The organism is Micromonospora reichwaldensis, assembly GCF_031845925.1.
Lineage (GTDB): Bacteria > Actinomycetota > Actinomycetes > Mycobacteriales > Micromonosporaceae > Micromonospora > Micromonospora reichwaldensis.
In genome coordinates, this window is sequence record NZ_JAVRFL010000005.1 from 153,454 (window position 1) to 168,422 (window position 14,969).

13 protein-coding genes are annotated in these 14,969 nt (G+C 74.2%); 7 read left to right on the forward strand and 6 right to left on the reverse strand.

The genetic code is table 11. The features are described from left to right. Positions 1-21 precede the first annotated feature (21 nt). Together nirD and RM555_RS05900 are read left to right on the forward strand one after the other, a co-directional pair. On the forward strand, positions 22-366 hold the full coding sequence (nirD, locus tag RM555_RS05895; protein ID WP_311410869.1) for a nitrite reductase small subunit NirD: 345 nt from the start codon (positions 22-24) through the stop codon (positions 364-366). After that, complete coding sequence (locus tag RM555_RS05900) at positions 367-1,455, forward strand: uroporphyrinogen-III synthase (RefSeq protein WP_311410805.1); 1,089 nt, start codon at positions 367-369, stop codon at positions 1,453-1,455. It abuts the gene before it with no gap. Positions 1,456-1,483: 28 nt separating this feature from the next. Here the strand turns inward: RM555_RS05900 and RM555_RS05905 are convergent, their stop codons facing one another. The 4 genes from RM555_RS05905 to RM555_RS05920 form a co-directional block, all read right to left on the reverse strand. After that, a complete protein-coding gene (locus RM555_RS05905) occupies positions 1,484-2,107 on the reverse strand; it encodes a GTP-binding protein (RefSeq protein WP_121399860.1) in 624 nt (207 codons plus the stop codon). Next, on the reverse strand, positions 2,088-2,453 hold the full coding sequence (locus RM555_RS05910) for a DUF742 domain-containing protein (RefSeq protein ID WP_088998388.1): 366 nt from the start codon (positions 2,451-2,453) through the stop codon (positions 2,088-2,090). Before RM555_RS05910 ends, RM555_RS05905 begins: the two co-directional genes overlap by 20 nt. 88 nt (positions 2,454-2,541) lie before the next feature. Continuing rightward, positions 2,542-2,949 (reverse strand): roadblock/LC7 domain-containing protein, encoded by a 408-nt coding sequence (locus RM555_RS05915; RefSeq protein WP_067359650.1) that lies wholly within the window; start codon positions 2,947-2,949, stop codon positions 2,542-2,544. Then, positions 2,946-6,107: a sensor histidine kinase gene (locus RM555_RS05920; protein ID WP_311410806.1), complete on the reverse strand. Its 3,162-nt coding sequence runs from the start codon at positions 6,105-6,107 to the stop codon at positions 2,946-2,948. The genes RM555_RS05915 and RM555_RS05920 overlap by 4 nt, the downstream gene beginning before the upstream one ends. A gap of 445 nt (positions 6,108-6,552) precedes the next feature. Between RM555_RS05920 and RM555_RS05925 the strand changes: the two genes are divergently transcribed. Beyond that, complete coding sequence (locus RM555_RS05925) at positions 6,553-7,734, forward strand: ABC transporter substrate-binding protein (protein ID WP_311410807.1); 1,182 nt, start codon at positions 6,553-6,555, stop codon at positions 7,732-7,734. A gap of 109 nt (positions 7,735-7,843) precedes the next feature. Here the strand turns inward: RM555_RS05925 and RM555_RS05930 are convergent, their stop codons facing one another. Together RM555_RS05930 and RM555_RS05935 are read right to left on the reverse strand one after the other, a co-directional pair. Beyond that, entirely contained in the window at positions 7,844-8,689 is an 846-nt protein-coding gene (locus tag RM555_RS05930; RefSeq protein WP_311410808.1) for an ABC transporter permease, read from the reverse strand. A 99-nt stretch (positions 8,690-8,788) separates the two neighbouring features. Continuing rightward, the gene (locus RM555_RS05935; protein WP_311410809.1) at positions 8,789-9,820 is read right to left on the reverse strand and encodes an ABC transporter substrate-binding protein; all 1,032 of its coding nucleotides are present in this window, start codon (positions 9,818-9,820) and stop codon (positions 8,789-8,791) included. Positions 9,821-10,087: 267 nt separating this feature from the next. On the opposite strand from RM555_RS05935, the gene RM555_RS05940 reads away from it, so the two are divergent. The 4 genes from RM555_RS05940 to RM555_RS05955 all read left to right on the forward strand — a co-directional run bounded on the left by RM555_RS05940 (position 10,088) and on the right by RM555_RS05955 (position 14,961). Further along, positions 10,088-10,873 carry an ABC transporter ATP-binding protein gene (locus RM555_RS05940; protein WP_151454592.1) on the forward strand — a complete coding sequence of 262 codons (786 nt, stop codon included), beginning with the start codon at positions 10,088-10,090 and terminating at the stop codon, positions 10,871-10,873. A gap of 2 nt (positions 10,874-10,875) precedes the next feature. Further along, positions 10,876-11,826, forward strand: a complete 951-nt coding sequence (locus RM555_RS05945) for an LLM class F420-dependent oxidoreductase (protein WP_311410870.1) — start codon at positions 10,876-10,878, stop codon at positions 11,824-11,826. Beyond that, positions 11,823-12,125, forward strand: a complete 303-nt coding sequence (locus tag RM555_RS05950; protein WP_088998381.1) for a cupin domain-containing protein — start codon at positions 11,823-11,825, stop codon at positions 12,123-12,125. Before RM555_RS05945 ends, RM555_RS05950 begins: the two co-directional genes overlap by 4 nt. Positions 12,126-12,201: 76 nt before the next feature. Next, the gene (locus RM555_RS05955) at positions 12,202-14,961 is read left to right on the forward strand and encodes a hypothetical protein (RefSeq protein WP_311410810.1); all 2,760 of its coding nucleotides are present in this window, start codon (positions 12,202-12,204) and stop codon (positions 14,959-14,961) included. Positions 14,962-14,969 lie beyond the last annotated feature (8 nt).

A 14,969-nucleotide genomic window follows, 5' to 3' on the forward strand; every position in this document is an offset into this window, starting at 1 on the left:
GGTACGGCGATGACGATCACGATGCCCCACCCGACGCGTACCTGGACGCCGGTCTGCCCGCTCGACCGGTTGGACCCCGACCGGGGCGTCGCCGCGCTCATCGACGGCGTGCAGGTGGCTCTCTTCCGCACCGCCGACGGGCTGTTCGCCCTCGACAACCGCGACCCGGTCGCCGGGGCGTACGTGCTGTCGCGGGGGATCGTCGGCAGCCGGGGCGGGGTGCCGACGGTCGCCTCGCCCCTGCACAAGCAGGTGTACGACCTGCGCACCGGGGTCTGCCTGGACCTGCCCGGCGTCGCCGCGACCCGGCACGACGTGCGCTGCCGGGACGGCCTGGTCGAGGTGCGGCTGCGACAGGAGGAGTGAATGCGCGACGAACTGGCGGGCTTCACCATCGGGGTGACCGCCGACCGCCGGCGGGACGAACTCGCCGCGCTGCTCCAGCGGCGCGGCGCCCGGGTGGTGATCGCCCCGGCCCTGCGGATCGTGCCGCTGGCCGACGACACCGACCTGCGGGAGGCCACCCGGGCCTGCCTGGACCGGCCGCCGGACGTCCTGATGGCCAACACCGGCATCGGCATGCGCGGCTGGTTGGAGGCGGCCGAGGGCTGGGGGCTGGCCGAGCCGCTGCGCGCCGTGCTGGCCGACGCGTACGTGGTGGCCCGGGGACCCAAGGCGCGCGGGGCCATCCGGGCCGCCGGCCTGCACGACCAGTGGTCACCCGACTCGGAGAGCTGCGACGAGGTGATCGAGCACCTGTGCCGGCGCGGCGTGGCCGGGCAGGTCGTCGCCATGCAGCTGCACGGCGAGCGGCAGCCCGAGTGCACGCTGGCGCTGGAGGCGGCCGGGGCCACCGTGATCGAGGTGCCCGTCTACCGCTGGGCGCCGCCGACCGACCCGGCCCCGCTGCACCGGTTGATCGACCTGGTCGCCGGCCGGCTGGTCGACGCGGTCACCTTCACCTCGGCCCCGGCGGCCGAGGCGCTGCTGCGCGCCGCCGGGGACCGCTCCGAGGCGGTGCTGGACGCGTTCCGGGGCGACGTGCTCGCCAGTTGCGTGGGCGCGGTCACCGCGGAGCCGCTGCTGCGGCGCGGGGTGCCGGTCAGCGCGCCGGCACGGGCCCGCCTGGGCGCCCTGGTCCGGACCATCGTCGACGAACTGCCGCGCCGGACGGTCACCCTGAAGGTGGCCGGTCATCTGCTCACGCTGCGCGGGCACGCCGCCGTGGTCGACGGCGAACTGCGTCCGCTCGCGCCGGCGCCGATGGCGGTGCTGCGGGCGCTGTGCGGCTCACCGGGTCGGGTGCTGTCCCGGACCGCTCTGCTGCGTACGCTGCCGCGCGGCGCCGACGAGCACGCCGTGGAGATGGCGGTGGCCCGGCTGCGCGCCGGGTTGCGCGCGCCCCGGGTGGTGCAGACGGTCGTCAAGCGCGGCTACCGCCTCCGGGTCGACTGACGCGACCCGGAGGCGGTAGCCGTCAGGCTCAGCCGACCGGCGCCGGGTAGCCCCGGCCCTGCTCGGCCTCGAGGCGGAGCATGGCGTGCTCCACGACGGTCACCAGCACCTGCTTGACCGCGTCCCGGTGCCGGGCGTCGGTCAGCACCAGCGGCACGTCCGGCGAGATGGCCAGCGCCTCGCGGACCTCCTCCAGCTCGTACTGCGGGGCGCCGTCGAAGCGGTTCAACGCCACGACGTACGGCAGCCGGCGGTTCTCGAAGTAGTCCAGCGGCGCGAAGGCGTCGGTGATCCGGCGGGTGTCCACCAGCACGGCCGCCCCCACGGCGCCCTTGATGATCTCGTCCCACATGAACCAGAACCGGGTCTGGCCGGGCGTGCCGAAGAGGTACAGGATCAGGTCCTCGGCCATGGTGATCCGGCCGAAGTCCATGGCGACCGTGGTGGTCTGCTTCCCCGGCACCTTGGACGGGTCGTCGATGCCGACACCGGCCGCGGTCATCACCGCCTCGGTTCTCAGCGGGGTGATCTCCGAGATCGCGCCGACCAGGGTCGTCTTGCCCACGCCGAAGCCACCCGCGACCACGATCTTCGCGGAGATGATTCCCCGGTTTCGGCGGGCCCCGGCGGGGTCATAGCCTGCGAAGTCCACTTAGCACCCTTCCAAGGATTTCCATCCGCTCCTCGAACCCCTCGGCGGGAGCGGCAGTGTGTAGCGTCAGCAGGCTCTCGGCCACCATGTCGGCGACCAGCACCCGGGTGACGCCCAGCGGCATCCGGGTGTACGCGGAGATCTCGGCCAGCGACTGCGCCCGGCCCTCACAAACGGTGGCGATGCGGTGCTTGTCGTGCCCCGCGAAGCGGGCCTCCGCAGCCTGGGTCGCGCTGGCCGTCAGGACCGCCTCCAAGGCGATGTCCATCCGGGCCTCGGTCCGGCCGCGGGTGACCGCGTACGGCCGTACCAGCGCACCACGTGGGTCCACGCGCCGTTGGTCCATCGACGATCACCTCCTCTCCCGGCCGGGCCCCTGGTCGGGCACCGGATCCTCTCGTTCCTGGCGACGCACGGTCCGCGCGTCGCGCCCGCTAGGACCGCACCGCGTCCCGGGGCAGCGGCACCAGCGCCGCACCCACGCGCTCGACCAGCAGCGCCATCTCGTAACCCACCTGGCCGACGTCGCAGCTGCGGGCCGCCAGCACGGCCATCGACGAGCCGTCGCTGATCGACATCAGGAACAGGTAGCCGCTGTCCATCTCGATGACCGTCTGGAGCACACCGCCGGCGCTGAACATCCGGGCGGCGCCCTCGGTCAGGCTGACCACGCCCGAGGTGATCGCCGCGAGCTGGTCCGCCCGGTCCGCGGGCAGGTCCCGCGAGGAGGCGAGCAGCAGCCCGTCGGCGGACACCGCCACCACGTGGGCGATCCCCGCCACGCTGTCGGCGAAGTTGGTGAGCAACCAACTCATGTCCTGCATGGCCGCTGGCCTGTTCATCGACTCGTCTCCTTGGTCGAGGTGCTGTCCTGGTCCGTGCCGGCCGCCCGGCCGCGCTGCACGCCGCGGTGGTAGGCCGACAACAGGCCCCGGACTTCGTCCGGGGTACGCCGGCTGCGGTCGCGGCCGCTCCGGGGCTCGATCCCGCCGGGCACGAGCTGTGCCTGCGGCTGCCGCTTGGGCAGCCCCGAGCGGGTGGTGCCGGCGGTGGCGGGGGCCGCCGCCCGGCTGGCCCGGGACCAGCCCTCGTCTGCCGCCGTGCGCCAGGCGTCCGTGTCGGACGCGGGTGCCGCCGGGGGCGGGTCCGCGACCGGAGCGGCGGGGGGCGCCGCGGGAGGCGCCGCCGGGGGTGTGTCCGGCGTGGCGGGTCGCGCCGCGGCCGGCGGGGTGTACGACGGCGGTGCCGGCTGCACGGGCAGCGGAGCGGTGTCGGTGCTGCCCGGGGTGCGCGTGGGCAGTCGGGGCGCACGGGGCTGTGCCGGTGCTGGCTGGGCGGCGGCCGGCTGGGCGGCGGGTGCTGCGGCGCTGGGCGCCCCGGCGGCCTGCTGGGCCGCGGCCGACTGGCTGAAGTCGGGGCGGGTGAAGATGGCCGTGGCGTCGTTACCGTGCGACCGGAACCACACCGCCTCCATCTCCCGGAAGATCGGCGCCTCGGCCGGCAGTTCGGCGCGCGGGGTGATCGGCGCGGCGGGGGCGGGCGGGGCCGTGGCGGCCAGGCCGGCCCCGAGGCCGCGGCCGGCGCCCGGGTCGGTGCCGAAGCCGGTCTCCCGGGCGGAGCCGGCGAATCCCGCCGACAGCCCGGTGGCCGGCGAGCCGGCGATCGGGCCGACCGGCAGCGCCGGCGCGCCCGGCGCTTGCGCGTCCCCGCCGGGGACGCGCTTGGGCAGCGCGTCGACCGTGGGGTACGCGACGGTCGGCGTACCGACCGAGGGACCTCCGCCGGCGAAGGAAGGCCGGGCCGGGGGCGGCGGCGTCAGGCCGCCGGCCTGCACCGGGGCCGCGGTGTCCCGCGCCTGCTCCGGGGCCTGCCACGGCGTCGGGGCGGCGGACCGCCACTGGTCGGTGAGGGTGGCCGAGGCGGTACGCCCCGCGCCGGCCGGCTCGCCGAGGCCGGCCGGGGTGAGCGGGTTCTGCTCGACCGCGAGCGGCTGCCGGGGCCGGGTGATCTGCTGGTCCCGGCTGTGCACGGGCGGCAGCACCACCGTCGCGGCGGGAAGCGTCACCTGGGCGACGGTCCCGCCCTCCACGTTGCGGCGCAGCTCCACCCGGATGCCGTAGCGGGAGGCGAGCCGGCTGACCACGGCCAGACCCATCAGCCGGAACGCCGCGACGTCGACGCTCGGCGGGGCGGCCAGTCGCCGGTTGAGCGAGTCGAGCTGGTCGTCGGTCAGGCCGAGGCCCCGGTCCTCGACCTGGATCAGGACGTAGTCCCGGATCCGCCGGCCGTCGGCGACCACGGTGGTGGTCGGCGGCGAGAAGCGGGTGGCGTTGTCGAGCAGCTCGGCGACGAGCCGCACCACGTCGTTGACCGCGTGCGCCGCGACCGAGATGTCGGTGTCGACGGTGCCGAACTCGATCCGGTTGTAGAGCTCCACCTCGGACTGCGCGGCCCGCAGCACGTCCACCAGGAGGGCGTCGTCGCGGCGCGGCACGGCCGAGTCGGCGCCGGCCAGGACGAGCAGGTTCTCGTCGTTGCGGCGCATCCGGGTGGCGAGGTGGTCCAGCTCGAAGAGCTGCGCGAGCCGCTTCGGGTCCTCCTCGCCGCGCTCGATCGCGTCGAGCTCGCCGATCATGCGGTCGACCAGGGTCTGACTGCGGCGGGCCAGGTTGAGGAACATCGCCGAGACGCTGGTACGCAGCGCGGCCTGCTCGGCCGCCACCCGGACCGCCTCGCGGTGTACGACGTTGAAGGCGAGCGCGACCTGGCCCACCTCGTCGCGGTTGTTGAGCTTGATCGGGTCGCGTACCTGCCGGACGATCTCCTCGACGCCGCCGTCGCCGACGTTGCCGACGTTCTGCAGCCGCTTGACCGCGTCCGGCAGGTCGTGGTTCGCCACCGAGAGGGCGCCCTCCCGCAGCCGGCGCAGCGAGTGGTTGAGCGAGCGGGCCAGCACCACGGCGAGGGTCACCGCGACGATGAGGGTCAGCAGCACCAGCGCCGTCTCGATGAAGGCCTGCCGGATGACGTCCGACCGGGCCTGGTCGGCCTGGCTGAGCAGCCGCTCCTGGAGCCGGATCTCGGCCCACCGCATGAGGTCGTTGACCGCGCCGATGGCGGCGGTGGCGTCCTGGGCGGTCACCGGCGCGGTCTGCCCGACCGAGCGGGTGATGTCGGCGGCCACCCGGTCGGCGAGGGTCACCGCGTCGCCGGAGACCGTGCTGTCGACCAGGGCACGCTGGGTCGGGTCGGCGGCCAGGGAGAAGGCGACCAGCGCCTCCTGCTGGCTGGTCAGCGTGGCCACGAAGGAGGAGAACTGCTCCTCGTCGAGCTGGCGGGTGAGGAGGGCGGTGTAGACGACCGACTGTTCCTCGGCGACGGCCGCCTTGGCGCGGGCGAACGCGGCGACCGCGCGCCGGGCGTCCGCGAGCCGCTCGTCACCGGGCAGCTGGGCCAGCCCGTCGCCGTACGCGACCAGGTCCGTGATGATGATCCCGTAGCGCAGCGCCGCCTCGGCAACCGCCATCTGCTGGCGGTCCAGCACCTCCTGCCGGGTGCTGGCGAGCGTCTCCAGGTGCTCGTCGATGGTCGCCAGCCGCTCCCGTACGGCGGCCGGCACCTGGTCGACCCGTCCGCGCTCCGCCCGGTACGCCTCGACCCGCTGGTCGGTGCTGCGCACCCGCAGGTTGTAGGCGTCGGCCTTCTGCTGCGGCGTCGACAGGAAGGCGGCGGCGGCCATCCGCTCGGCGTGCAGGTCCTGCGTCAGCGCGGAGACGTCGATGGAGAGCGCCGTCAGCGCCCGGGCCTGGTTGGCGTCGAAGGTGTTCTCACCGACGGCGACGAGTCGGACCGTGGCCAACGCGAGCACCGCGGCGACCGGCACGACCAGGATCAGGGCGAGCTTGGAGCGGATCCGCACGTCGCGGAGCCGGGGCAGCCGACGCCGCTTGGGCTGTTCGGTGTCGCCACTCGCGGGCAGGGTCGTCGGTCCGGTGCTCACGACATCGCCTCCGTCGTTTCTTCCACGCCTGCCCCGCCGACTCGCGCCCGGTGCAGCGGACTGCGCCACACGCGGCACGGCCGCGATTTCATCAGAACTGATCCTGTTTGGGAAGTCGCGGCGGGGTAGGAAACGGTCTGAGGGCTCGCATCCCGTGATCCGGTCAACTAATACCTTCAATTCTCCATGCCCGTGAACAGGGCATGTAACTCCAGAGTGGTCATCCGTGTCGTATTAGTAAGCGTTTGCAAACTTCCCGTTGCCCCACCATGTGGGATACGTGTCCCGAAACGCATCCGAGGCTCCGCTTGACCGCGGGGCCCGGCGTTGGCAAGGTTTTGCAGGCTTCGCGCACACCGTACGGCAGACCGATCCCGCTCCTCTACTGAGGACGGACAACCCGGCGGTGACCGGGTACCGCCCGGGCCGCATCTGGAGGACTGAGTTGAGCCCCATCCGCTCCGCGACCGCCGCGGCGCTCGCATCGGCCGTGCTGGCCACCACGCTCACCGGCTGCCAGTTCGGGGCGGACGAGCAGGACACGAGTCCCATCGTCATCGCCGCGGACCTCGAACTCTCCGGCGCCGCCGCGCCCGTCGGCAAGGCGTACCAGCGGGCGCTGGAACTGAAGGTCGAGCAGCTGAACTCCTCCGGCGCGCTCAACGGCCGGAAGGTCGAGCTGCGGGTGAAGGACAACCGGTCGGACGCGAGCGAGTCGCTGCGCAACATCGGTGACTTCAGCGCTGATTCCCAAGTCAGCGCCATCATCATGGGCGGCTGCAACGAATGCGCCGTCGGCGCCGTCCGCACCATCAACGAGAAGCGAATTCCCACCATTGCGCTCGCCGCCTCCAGCGCCGTGTCCACTCCGGTCGCCGATCGGCGGTACGTGTTCAAGCTCTCCCCGAACGCGGCCGACAGCGCCGCCGCCCTCGCCGGCGAGATGCGCCGCAAGGGCATGCGCAAGGCGGGCGTGCTGCACAGCGACGACGCCTACGGCCGCGAGGGGTTGACCGCCCTGCGCGCCGAGTTCGCGAAGGCCGGCGTCAAGCTGCTGCGCGAGGAGGCCGTGCGTACCACCGACACCGACGTCAGCAAGCAGGTCGAGGACCTGATCGGCAAGAAGCCGGACGCGCTGGTCGTCTGGACCCCGGCGGAGCAGGCGACGCTGGCCGCCACCGCCGCCCAGAAGGCCAAGTTCGAGGGCGAACTCTTCTTCGACGCGTCGGCGGCCGGCGACCTCTTCCTCGGCTCCGCGTCCGCGGCGACGGAACGCACCACGCTGGTCTTCACCCAGACCATGGTGATCGACGACGTCATCGCCACCACCCCGGCCAAGGCGGCCCGCCGCCAGTGGTTCCAGGACTACACCGCCCGCTTCGGCGGCTACAACGGATCCTCCTCGTTCGCCGCCGACGCGGTGCAGCTCATCGCCGACGCCGAGCTCCGCTCGGGCGGCGAGCCCGGCGAGGTCGACCGCGACGGCGTCCGGAACGTGCTGGAGACGACCCAGCTGGACGGTCTCTCCGGGCCGATCCGGATGACCCCGGACAACCACTCCGGCCTGATGCCGCAGGCCCTCACCACCCTGGTCGCGCGCAACGGGCGCTGGCGCCTCGCGGGCTGACCGGCCGGTCGGTGGTGGACGGGATCCGGCGCACGGGACCGCGTCGGACCAGCGCGTCGGTGTGGCCCGCCGTACCCCGGCGGGCCACACCGTCGACCGTTCCGACGGGTCAGCGGGCCGACGTGGTGGCGCGGACCCACGGCAGGGCGAGCCGCTCGACCAGGGACAGTGCGCTGTAGAGCAGGATGCTCATCAGCGCGATCAACACGATCGCCGCCCAGGCGGTCGCGGTGTCCCCGATGCCGTTGTACTGCAGGATCTGGTAGCCCAGCCCCGCCTTGTCGGAGTAGAACTCGCCGATCACCGCGCCGATCGCGGCCAGCGGCATCGCCACCTTGAGCCCGACGAAGATCTGCGGCAGCGCGGCGGGGAAGCGCACCTTGCGGAACGCCTGCCACCACGAGGCGTTCAGCGACCGGGCCAGCTCGGCCAGGTCAGCCGGGGTGGTGGTGAGGCCGGTCGCCGTGGAAAGCACGATCGGGAAGAAGCAGAGCAGGAACACCATGGTCAGGATCGGCTTCGAACCCCAGCCGACCGAGACCACCAGCAGCGGCCCGAGGGCGATCTTCGGCACCGCGTTGACCGCCACCAGCAGCGGCGCGAACATCCGCTCGACGCGCCGGGACGCGGCCAGGGCCATCCCGATCAGCACCCCGGCGACCGCCGACAGCAGGAAGCCGACCACCGTCATCGTGGTGGTCACGCCGAGCGACGGCAGCAGCACGTCGGCGCCCGCGACCAGCGCCTGCCACACCGCCTGCGGCGGGGGTAGCGACACCGGATGCACGAGTTGCAGGCCCGACGTGACCAGCCACCAGGCGGCCAGCGTGATCACCGCGCCGAGCAGCGGCAGCCCGGCGGCCGCCGGGCGTACGCCGGAGCGGCGCGGGGCCGCGGGCCGGGGCGCGGCCTCCGTCCCGGTGCGGACGGACCGGGTACCGGTCGTCTCCGTCACGGATTCTCCTCTCCTGCCGGCCGGGCCGGCACGCGACGGGGGGTGCGGTCCACCGGGTCCTCCCGGTCGACCGCACCCCCGTGCCACGGTGGGCGGCTGTCAGGCCTTCGGCGCGAGGCTGAAGTCGATGATCTGGTCGGGGGTGATGTTCTGCTTCAGCGCGCCGGCGCCCTGCAGGATCGCGATGCTCTTGGCGACCCGGCCGCTGTCCAGGGTGCCGAGCTGGGTGCCGGAGTTGCTGGAGCGCACGTAGCCGGCCATGAGCTGGAGCTCGGCGGCGGCCGCGGCGGGGTTGGCGGCGTCGACGTTCTTCTTCAGCAGCTCGCCCGCCTCCTGCGGGTTGGTCAGCGCGTAGTCCAGGCCCTTCATCAGGGCCGCGGTGAACCGCTTGACCATCTCCGGCTTCTCCTTGGCGATCTTGGAGGAGGTGATCAGCACGTTGCCGTAGAGGTCCTGCATCACGTTGCTGTAGGGCAGCATGACGGCCTTCTGCTTGGTCACCGTCTCGATCGTGGGCTGGCCGACGACGAACTGGCCGATGCCGTCCACCGTGCCGGAGCCGAGCATGCCCATCAGGTTCTGCGCGTCGCCGTTGACCCACTGCACCTTGCTCGCGTCGACGCCGGCCATCCGGGCGTACGTCGGGAAGAGGTTCCGTACGACGGAGGTGGGGGTGTCGGCGAGCTTCTTGCCCTCCAGGTCCTTGGGCGACGCGATGCCCTTGCCCTCGACGGTGGCGATGGCGGCCATGGTGCGCTGCTGGATCGCGGCGACCGCGACGAAGTCCTTGGCCTGGCCGCCGCCGAGCTGGAGCAGACCGCCGGTGAGGTCGATCGGGCCGAACTGGGCCTGCCCGCCGACAACCTGCTGGATCACCGCGCCTGTGCCCTGACCCGGCTTGATGTCGACGTCGAACCCGGCCTCCTTGAAGAAGCCCTTCTCCTTAGCGACCCAGGCGTAGGAGTCACGGCCGAAGTTGCCGAACGAGGTGAGGTAGGTCACCTTCTCCAACGCCGCGCCGTTGCCGCCCTTGGCGTCGGCGCCGGAGTCCGAGTCGCCGCTGCACCCGGAGACCAGGGCGAGGGCGGTGGCCAGCGCAGCGGCAGCGACCGTACGGGTCAGCCTTCTCATCAGTGCACCATGTCCTTTCCGACCGGAGCGGCGCGCCGCCGCCGGAGGGGGTTGTCTGGCGGGCCGGCCGAGGGGTTGGGCCGGCACCAACCGTCGTGAGGGGACTCTTAGCTGGCACAGCGTACGAGAAACCGGCCCTGACAATGCCCGGCGTATGGGTTTCGTTACGGAAAAATCCTCGCTTCCACCCCGGACGTCGTCTCGTCCACACCAGGCGGTTACCCTGGGCCGCGATCGCTGATCGCCGACTCAGGAGGTCCGCCGGAGATGATCAAGCTTTCCGGGGTGTCCCGCACCTTCGACGGCCGCAGCGGCCGGGTCGAGGCGCTGCGCGGCATCGACCTCGACGTGGCGGCGGGCGAGTTCGTCGCCGTACTCGGCCGCTCCGGTTGCGGCAAGTCCACGATGCTGCGCCTGATCGCCGGCCTGCTGCCGGTCAGCGAGGGCAGGATCACCGTGGCCGGTGCGCCGATCACCAAGCCCCGCCCGGACATCGCGATGCTCTTCCAGCGGCCGGCCCTGCTCCCCTGGCGCACCGTCCTGGACAACGTCCTGCTCCCGGTCGAGATGTTCGGCTGGAAGCGGGCCAAGCACCGCGACCGGGCCCGGCAACTGCTGGAACTCGCCGGCCTGGGGGGCTTCGAGAAGCGGCTGCCGCACGAACTCTCCGGCGGCATGCAGCAGCGGGTCTCGCTGTGCCGGTCGCTGATCGGCGAGCCCCGGGTGATGCTGATGGACGAGCCGTTCTCCGCGCTTGACGCGCTCACCCGCGAGGAACTCTCCGGCGAGTTGCAACGCGTCCACATGACGTCCGGGGCCACCGTCGTCTTCGTCACCCACTCGATCGACGAGGCGGTGCTGCTGGCCGACCGGGTGGTCGTACTCAGCCCCCGCCCCGGCCGGATCCGCAAGGTGGTCGACGTGAACATCCCGCGACCGCGCACCCTCGGCCGCAACGCGCACCTGGCGGACGTCGCCCGGGTCAGCGCCGACCTGCACGAACTCCTCATGGAGCGGGACCTGCCGGTGACAGCGGGCGCGGAAACACGATGAGCATGCGGGTCACCGTCTTCACCGAGCCGCACCGGGGCGCCAGCTACGACGACCAGCTCCGCTTCGCCCGGCTGGCCGAGGACGGCGGCTTCGAGGGCTTCCTCCGCGCCGACCACTACCAGGCGATGGGTGACGAGCCCGCGCCGCCCGGCCCGACCGACGCCTGGCTGACCCTGGCCGCGCTGGCCCGCGAGACCAGCCGGATCCGGCTCGGCACCCTGGTCACCTCCGCCACCTTCCGGCTGCCCGGCCCGCTGGCCGTGATGGTGGCCCAGGTGGACCAGATGAGCGGCGGCCGGGTCGACCTCGGCATCGGCGCCGGCTGGTACGAACGCGAGCACACCTCCTACGGCATCCCGTTCCCCGGCGTCGGCGAGCGCTTCGACCGGCTCGCCGAGCAGTTGGAGATCATCACCGGGCTGTGGCGGACGCCGCCGGGCGAGACGTACAGCTTCACCGGCGACCACTACCGGCTGGTGGACGCCCCCGCCCTGCCGAAGCCGGTGCAGGTGCCCGGCCCACCGGTCATCGTCGGCGGACGCGGCCCGAAGCGCACCCCCGACCTCGCCGCCCGCTACGCCGACGAGTTCAACATGCCGTTCAAGACCGTCGCGGAGACCGCCGCCGCGTACGAGCGGGTGCGGGAGGCCTGCGACCGGGCCGGCCGGGCCGAGTCGGGACGCGCCCCGCTCACCCTCTCCGCCGGCATCGTGGTGGCGATCGGCCGCACCGACGCCGAGGCGCAGCGCCGCGCCGCCCCGCTGCACGTCACGAGCGCGCTGCCGCCGGAGGACGCGGTGGTCGGCTCGCCCGCGCAGCTCGTCGACCGGATCGGCGAGTTCGCCGCCGTCGGCGCCACCCGGGTGCACCTGCGCCTGATCGACTTCGCCGACCTCGACCATCTGGAGCTCATCGCCGCCGAGGTGCTCCCCCGACTGGACGGAACCCGATGACCGACGCACACCTCGAACTCGGCCCGGTGGGCCAGGAGATCGTGTACGAGAACGACCGCGTCCGCGTCTGGCACATCCGGCTGGAGCCGGGCGAACGGCAGCCGCTGCACCGGCACGACCACCCGTACCTCGTGGTGGCGATCCAGGGCGCGAAGAACGTCGTACAGACGATCGACGGCACCCTCATCGACGCCGACGAGCCGACCGGCGGGGTGGTCTACCGGGATCCGGGTGCCGTGCACATGCTGACCAACGTGGGCGACACGACGTACCTGGCCCGGCTGGTCGAACTGAAGTAACCGCCGGCCGGCGGGTCGCCGCCCGCTCGCGGCGCGCCGGTGGCGGCCTGGTCACCAGGTGCGTAACGTGCCGGACATGGCCTTTCGGACCTGGGGCAGACTGCTGCTCACCGCGCTCGGGGTGAGCCTGCTGGCCGGGGCCGGTCAGCTCGGCATCGCCTTCGGCTTCGGCATCGTCCGGCTCTCCGGCACCTTCACCGGCGCCACCGTCAACCAGTGGCCGGCCCAGCTCGTCTGGGCAGGCTGGTTCGCGGCGAACGCCGCCGTGGTGGGCGCGGTGCTCACCGAACGCCTGGCCCGCCGGGACGGCGGGCTGGCCGGCACCGGGCGCCTGCTCGCCGTCGCCAGCGCCGCCGCGCTGGGCGCCACCGTCGTCGCGCCGCTCTGCATGCAGCCCGCCCGGGCGGCCGAACTCGTCTCGATGGACCCGGTCTGGGCCGTCGGCATCTGCGCGGTCCTCGGTGCGCTGGTGGGCGCGGGCGCCGCCGTCGCCGTCCTGCTCCAGCCGCCGGTGGGATGGAACGTGGCGGCGATCGCGGGCGCGCTCTGGCTGCTGGCCCTGGTCTCGGTGGCGCCGTCGCTGGTCTCGACCGGCCCGCTGGACACCGTACGACTGGGGGTGCTGGAGCCGGCGTCCCTCGACGCCGGTGCGGTGCAGGGGCTGGCCCTGGTGGTCCTGCCGCTGGTGGCGCTGCTGGCCGGCGCGGCGACCGGCGGGCTGGCCCGGTGGCGGGGCCACCCGCCGCTGGTCAGCGGCGCGACAGGGGTGGCGGGACCGGCGCTGGTCGCGTTCGCCTACCTGACCGCCGGTCCGGGCGACACCGCCGACCGCTACCAGCTCACGCCGTACTACGCGGCGCTGCTCGCGGTGGCCCTCGGCGCGCTCGGGTCGGCCGCGGCCGCGCTGCTGCGCTGGCCGCTCGTCACGCGCACCGCCCCCACCGGGGCCATCGAGCCGACCGACATCCTCCGGCCGCTGCCCACCGGTCCGGCCCTGCCGCAGACCCCGGCGCCCACCGGCGGCGGCGACGAGCCGGAGACGGTCGACCTGGCCGGCGCCACCCTGGTCGTCGCCGACCAGGCCGGCGGCGGTACGGGCTCCGGCGCGGTCACCGCCGCCGGGGGCGACGGCCCGGCGCCCCGGGCCGTGCCCCCGCACTGGGACTGGCCCGCCGACGGAGGAGCCGTCCCGGCTCCCGCCGCCGACGTCCGGGCGGGCGCGGTTCCCGCGTGGACGACCGAACCGCCGGCTTCGGATCCCGGCAACCCGCCCACAGTCGACCGACCGCGCGAACCGGAGCCCACCCGCACCCAGGACAGCGCCGACGAGCGCGCCCCGGGCACCTCGTCCGCACCGGGCACCCCGGCCCCACCGTTCGCGGCCGCAGCGGTCGCACCGACTGTCCCGGCTGCACCGGCTGCCCCGGTCGCGCCGCTGGCACCGACCGTCCCGACCGCACCGGCCGCACCGGTCGCCGACGAGGCGCCGCCGGCCGGGAAGGCGACGCCCGACGCGCAGCCCGCCGGGGAGGTGACGGCCGCCGCACGGTCGACCGAAGGGGCGACGACTGCGGCTCAGCAGGTCGGGGCTGCGGCGCCCGCAGGACAGCCGGCCGGAGCAGCGACTCCCACAGGCCAGCCGGCAGAGGAACCAACACAGCCGGCCGAGGGATCCGCACCCGCAGGGCAGCCGGCAGAAGCGGTCGCCGACCAGCCGGTCGTCCCGAACGCGCCCAAGCCCCGCCGCACCCGTAAGCCCCGCTCGACGCGCCAGCCCGCCGCCACGGCGGCACCGGAGGGTGCGGGCCCGGTACCCGTCGCCACGGGCACCCCCGAGACCGGGGCCACCGCGCCCGGCGCGGCGATGTCGTCGCCGTCCCCGGACGCCTCCGCCGCGCCCGACACCACGGCCGGCACGACCGCACCCGGCACGACGACCAGCCCTCAGCCCGGTGCCCAGGCCGGAACCGGGCCCGACACCGCGACCGGCCCCGCGCCCGGCCCCGCGCCCGACAACACGACCGGGTCCGAACCCGGCGTCACGACCGAGGCCAGGTCCGGCGTCACGACCGAAGCCACGTCCGGCGTCACGACCGAGGCCAGGTCCGGCGTCACGACCGAAGCCACGTCCGGCAGCACGACCGAAGCCGGGTCCGGCAGCACGACCGGTCCCGAGTTCGGCGCCACGGCCGACGCCGCGCCCGGTAGCGCTGCCGTGGCGGGTTCCGGCGTACCGGGGTCGCACGACAGCGGCCCTCGCCCGGTGCCGCTCTTCGCGGCGGACGGCGAGGCGGCTCCCGGCCGGGCCGTCGAGCCGGACGCCGGCACCGCGCCCCCGCCCGCCCCGGCCTGGCCCGTCTCGCCCCGGCCCCGGGCCGACGGCGCCGCCGATGCGGCACAGCCGGCCACAGAGCCCGCCCCCGACCCGACGCCCCGGCCCCGCCACCGGGCCCCGATGCCCGACCTGGCCCGGGCCGCGAACTGGGAGGCGCTCGCCACCGCACGCCGGGGCGGTCCTGTCCCGGCACCCGTCGACGCCGCGCCGGAGAACGGCATCCCCACCGCCCGGGCGGAGGTGCCGGCGCCCGGCTCCCCGGCGCCCGCCGAAGCTGAGCAGCCCACCGGGCGGGGCCGGGGCCGGCTGGGTCTGTTCCGCCGCAACCGGTCCCGTCCCGAGGACGCCCCGGCCGACCGGGGGTCCGAGCCGCTGCCGGCGCAGGACGAGGAGTACGTGGACTGGGTCACCGGCCTCAGCAAGCCGGTCCCGGACAACGAACCCGAGCAGGAGAGCGGCCGGCGGTCGTTGCGCTCCACCGGCCGCCACCACCGCGACTGACCCGATCG

Bases quoted from the DNA above. Each gene is read 5' to 3' on its own strand.
- nirD (WP_311410869.1), top strand. From the start codon at position 22: ATGCCCCACCCGACGCGTACCTGGACGCCGGTCTGCCCGCTCGACCGG.
- RM555_RS05900 (WP_311410805.1), top strand. From the start codon at position 367: ATGCGCGACGAACTGGCGGGCTTCACCATCGGGGTGACCGCCGACCGC.
- RM555_RS05910 (WP_088998388.1), bottom strand. From the start codon at position 2,453: ATGGACCAACGGCGCGTGGACCCACGTGGTGCGCTGGTACGGCCGTAC.
- RM555_RS05915 (WP_067359650.1), bottom strand. From the start codon at position 2,949: ATGAACAGGCCAGCGGCCATGCAGGACATGAGTTGGTTGCTCACCAAC.
- RM555_RS05935 (WP_311410809.1), bottom strand. From the start codon at position 9,820: ATGAGAAGGCTGACCCGTACGGTCGCTGCCGCTGCGCTGGCCACCGCC.
- RM555_RS05940 (WP_151454592.1), top strand. From the start codon at position 10,088: ATGATCAAGCTTTCCGGGGTGTCCCGCACCTTCGACGGCCGCAGCGGC.
- RM555_RS05945 (WP_311410870.1), top strand. From the start codon at position 10,876: ATGCGGGTCACCGTCTTCACCGAGCCGCACCGGGGCGCCAGCTACGAC.
- RM555_RS05950 (WP_088998381.1), top strand. From the start codon at position 11,823: ATGACCGACGCACACCTCGAACTCGGCCCGGTGGGCCAGGAGATCGTG.
- RM555_RS05955 (WP_311410810.1), top strand. From the start codon at position 12,202: ATGGCCTTTCGGACCTGGGGCAGACTGCTGCTCACCGCGCTCGGGGTG.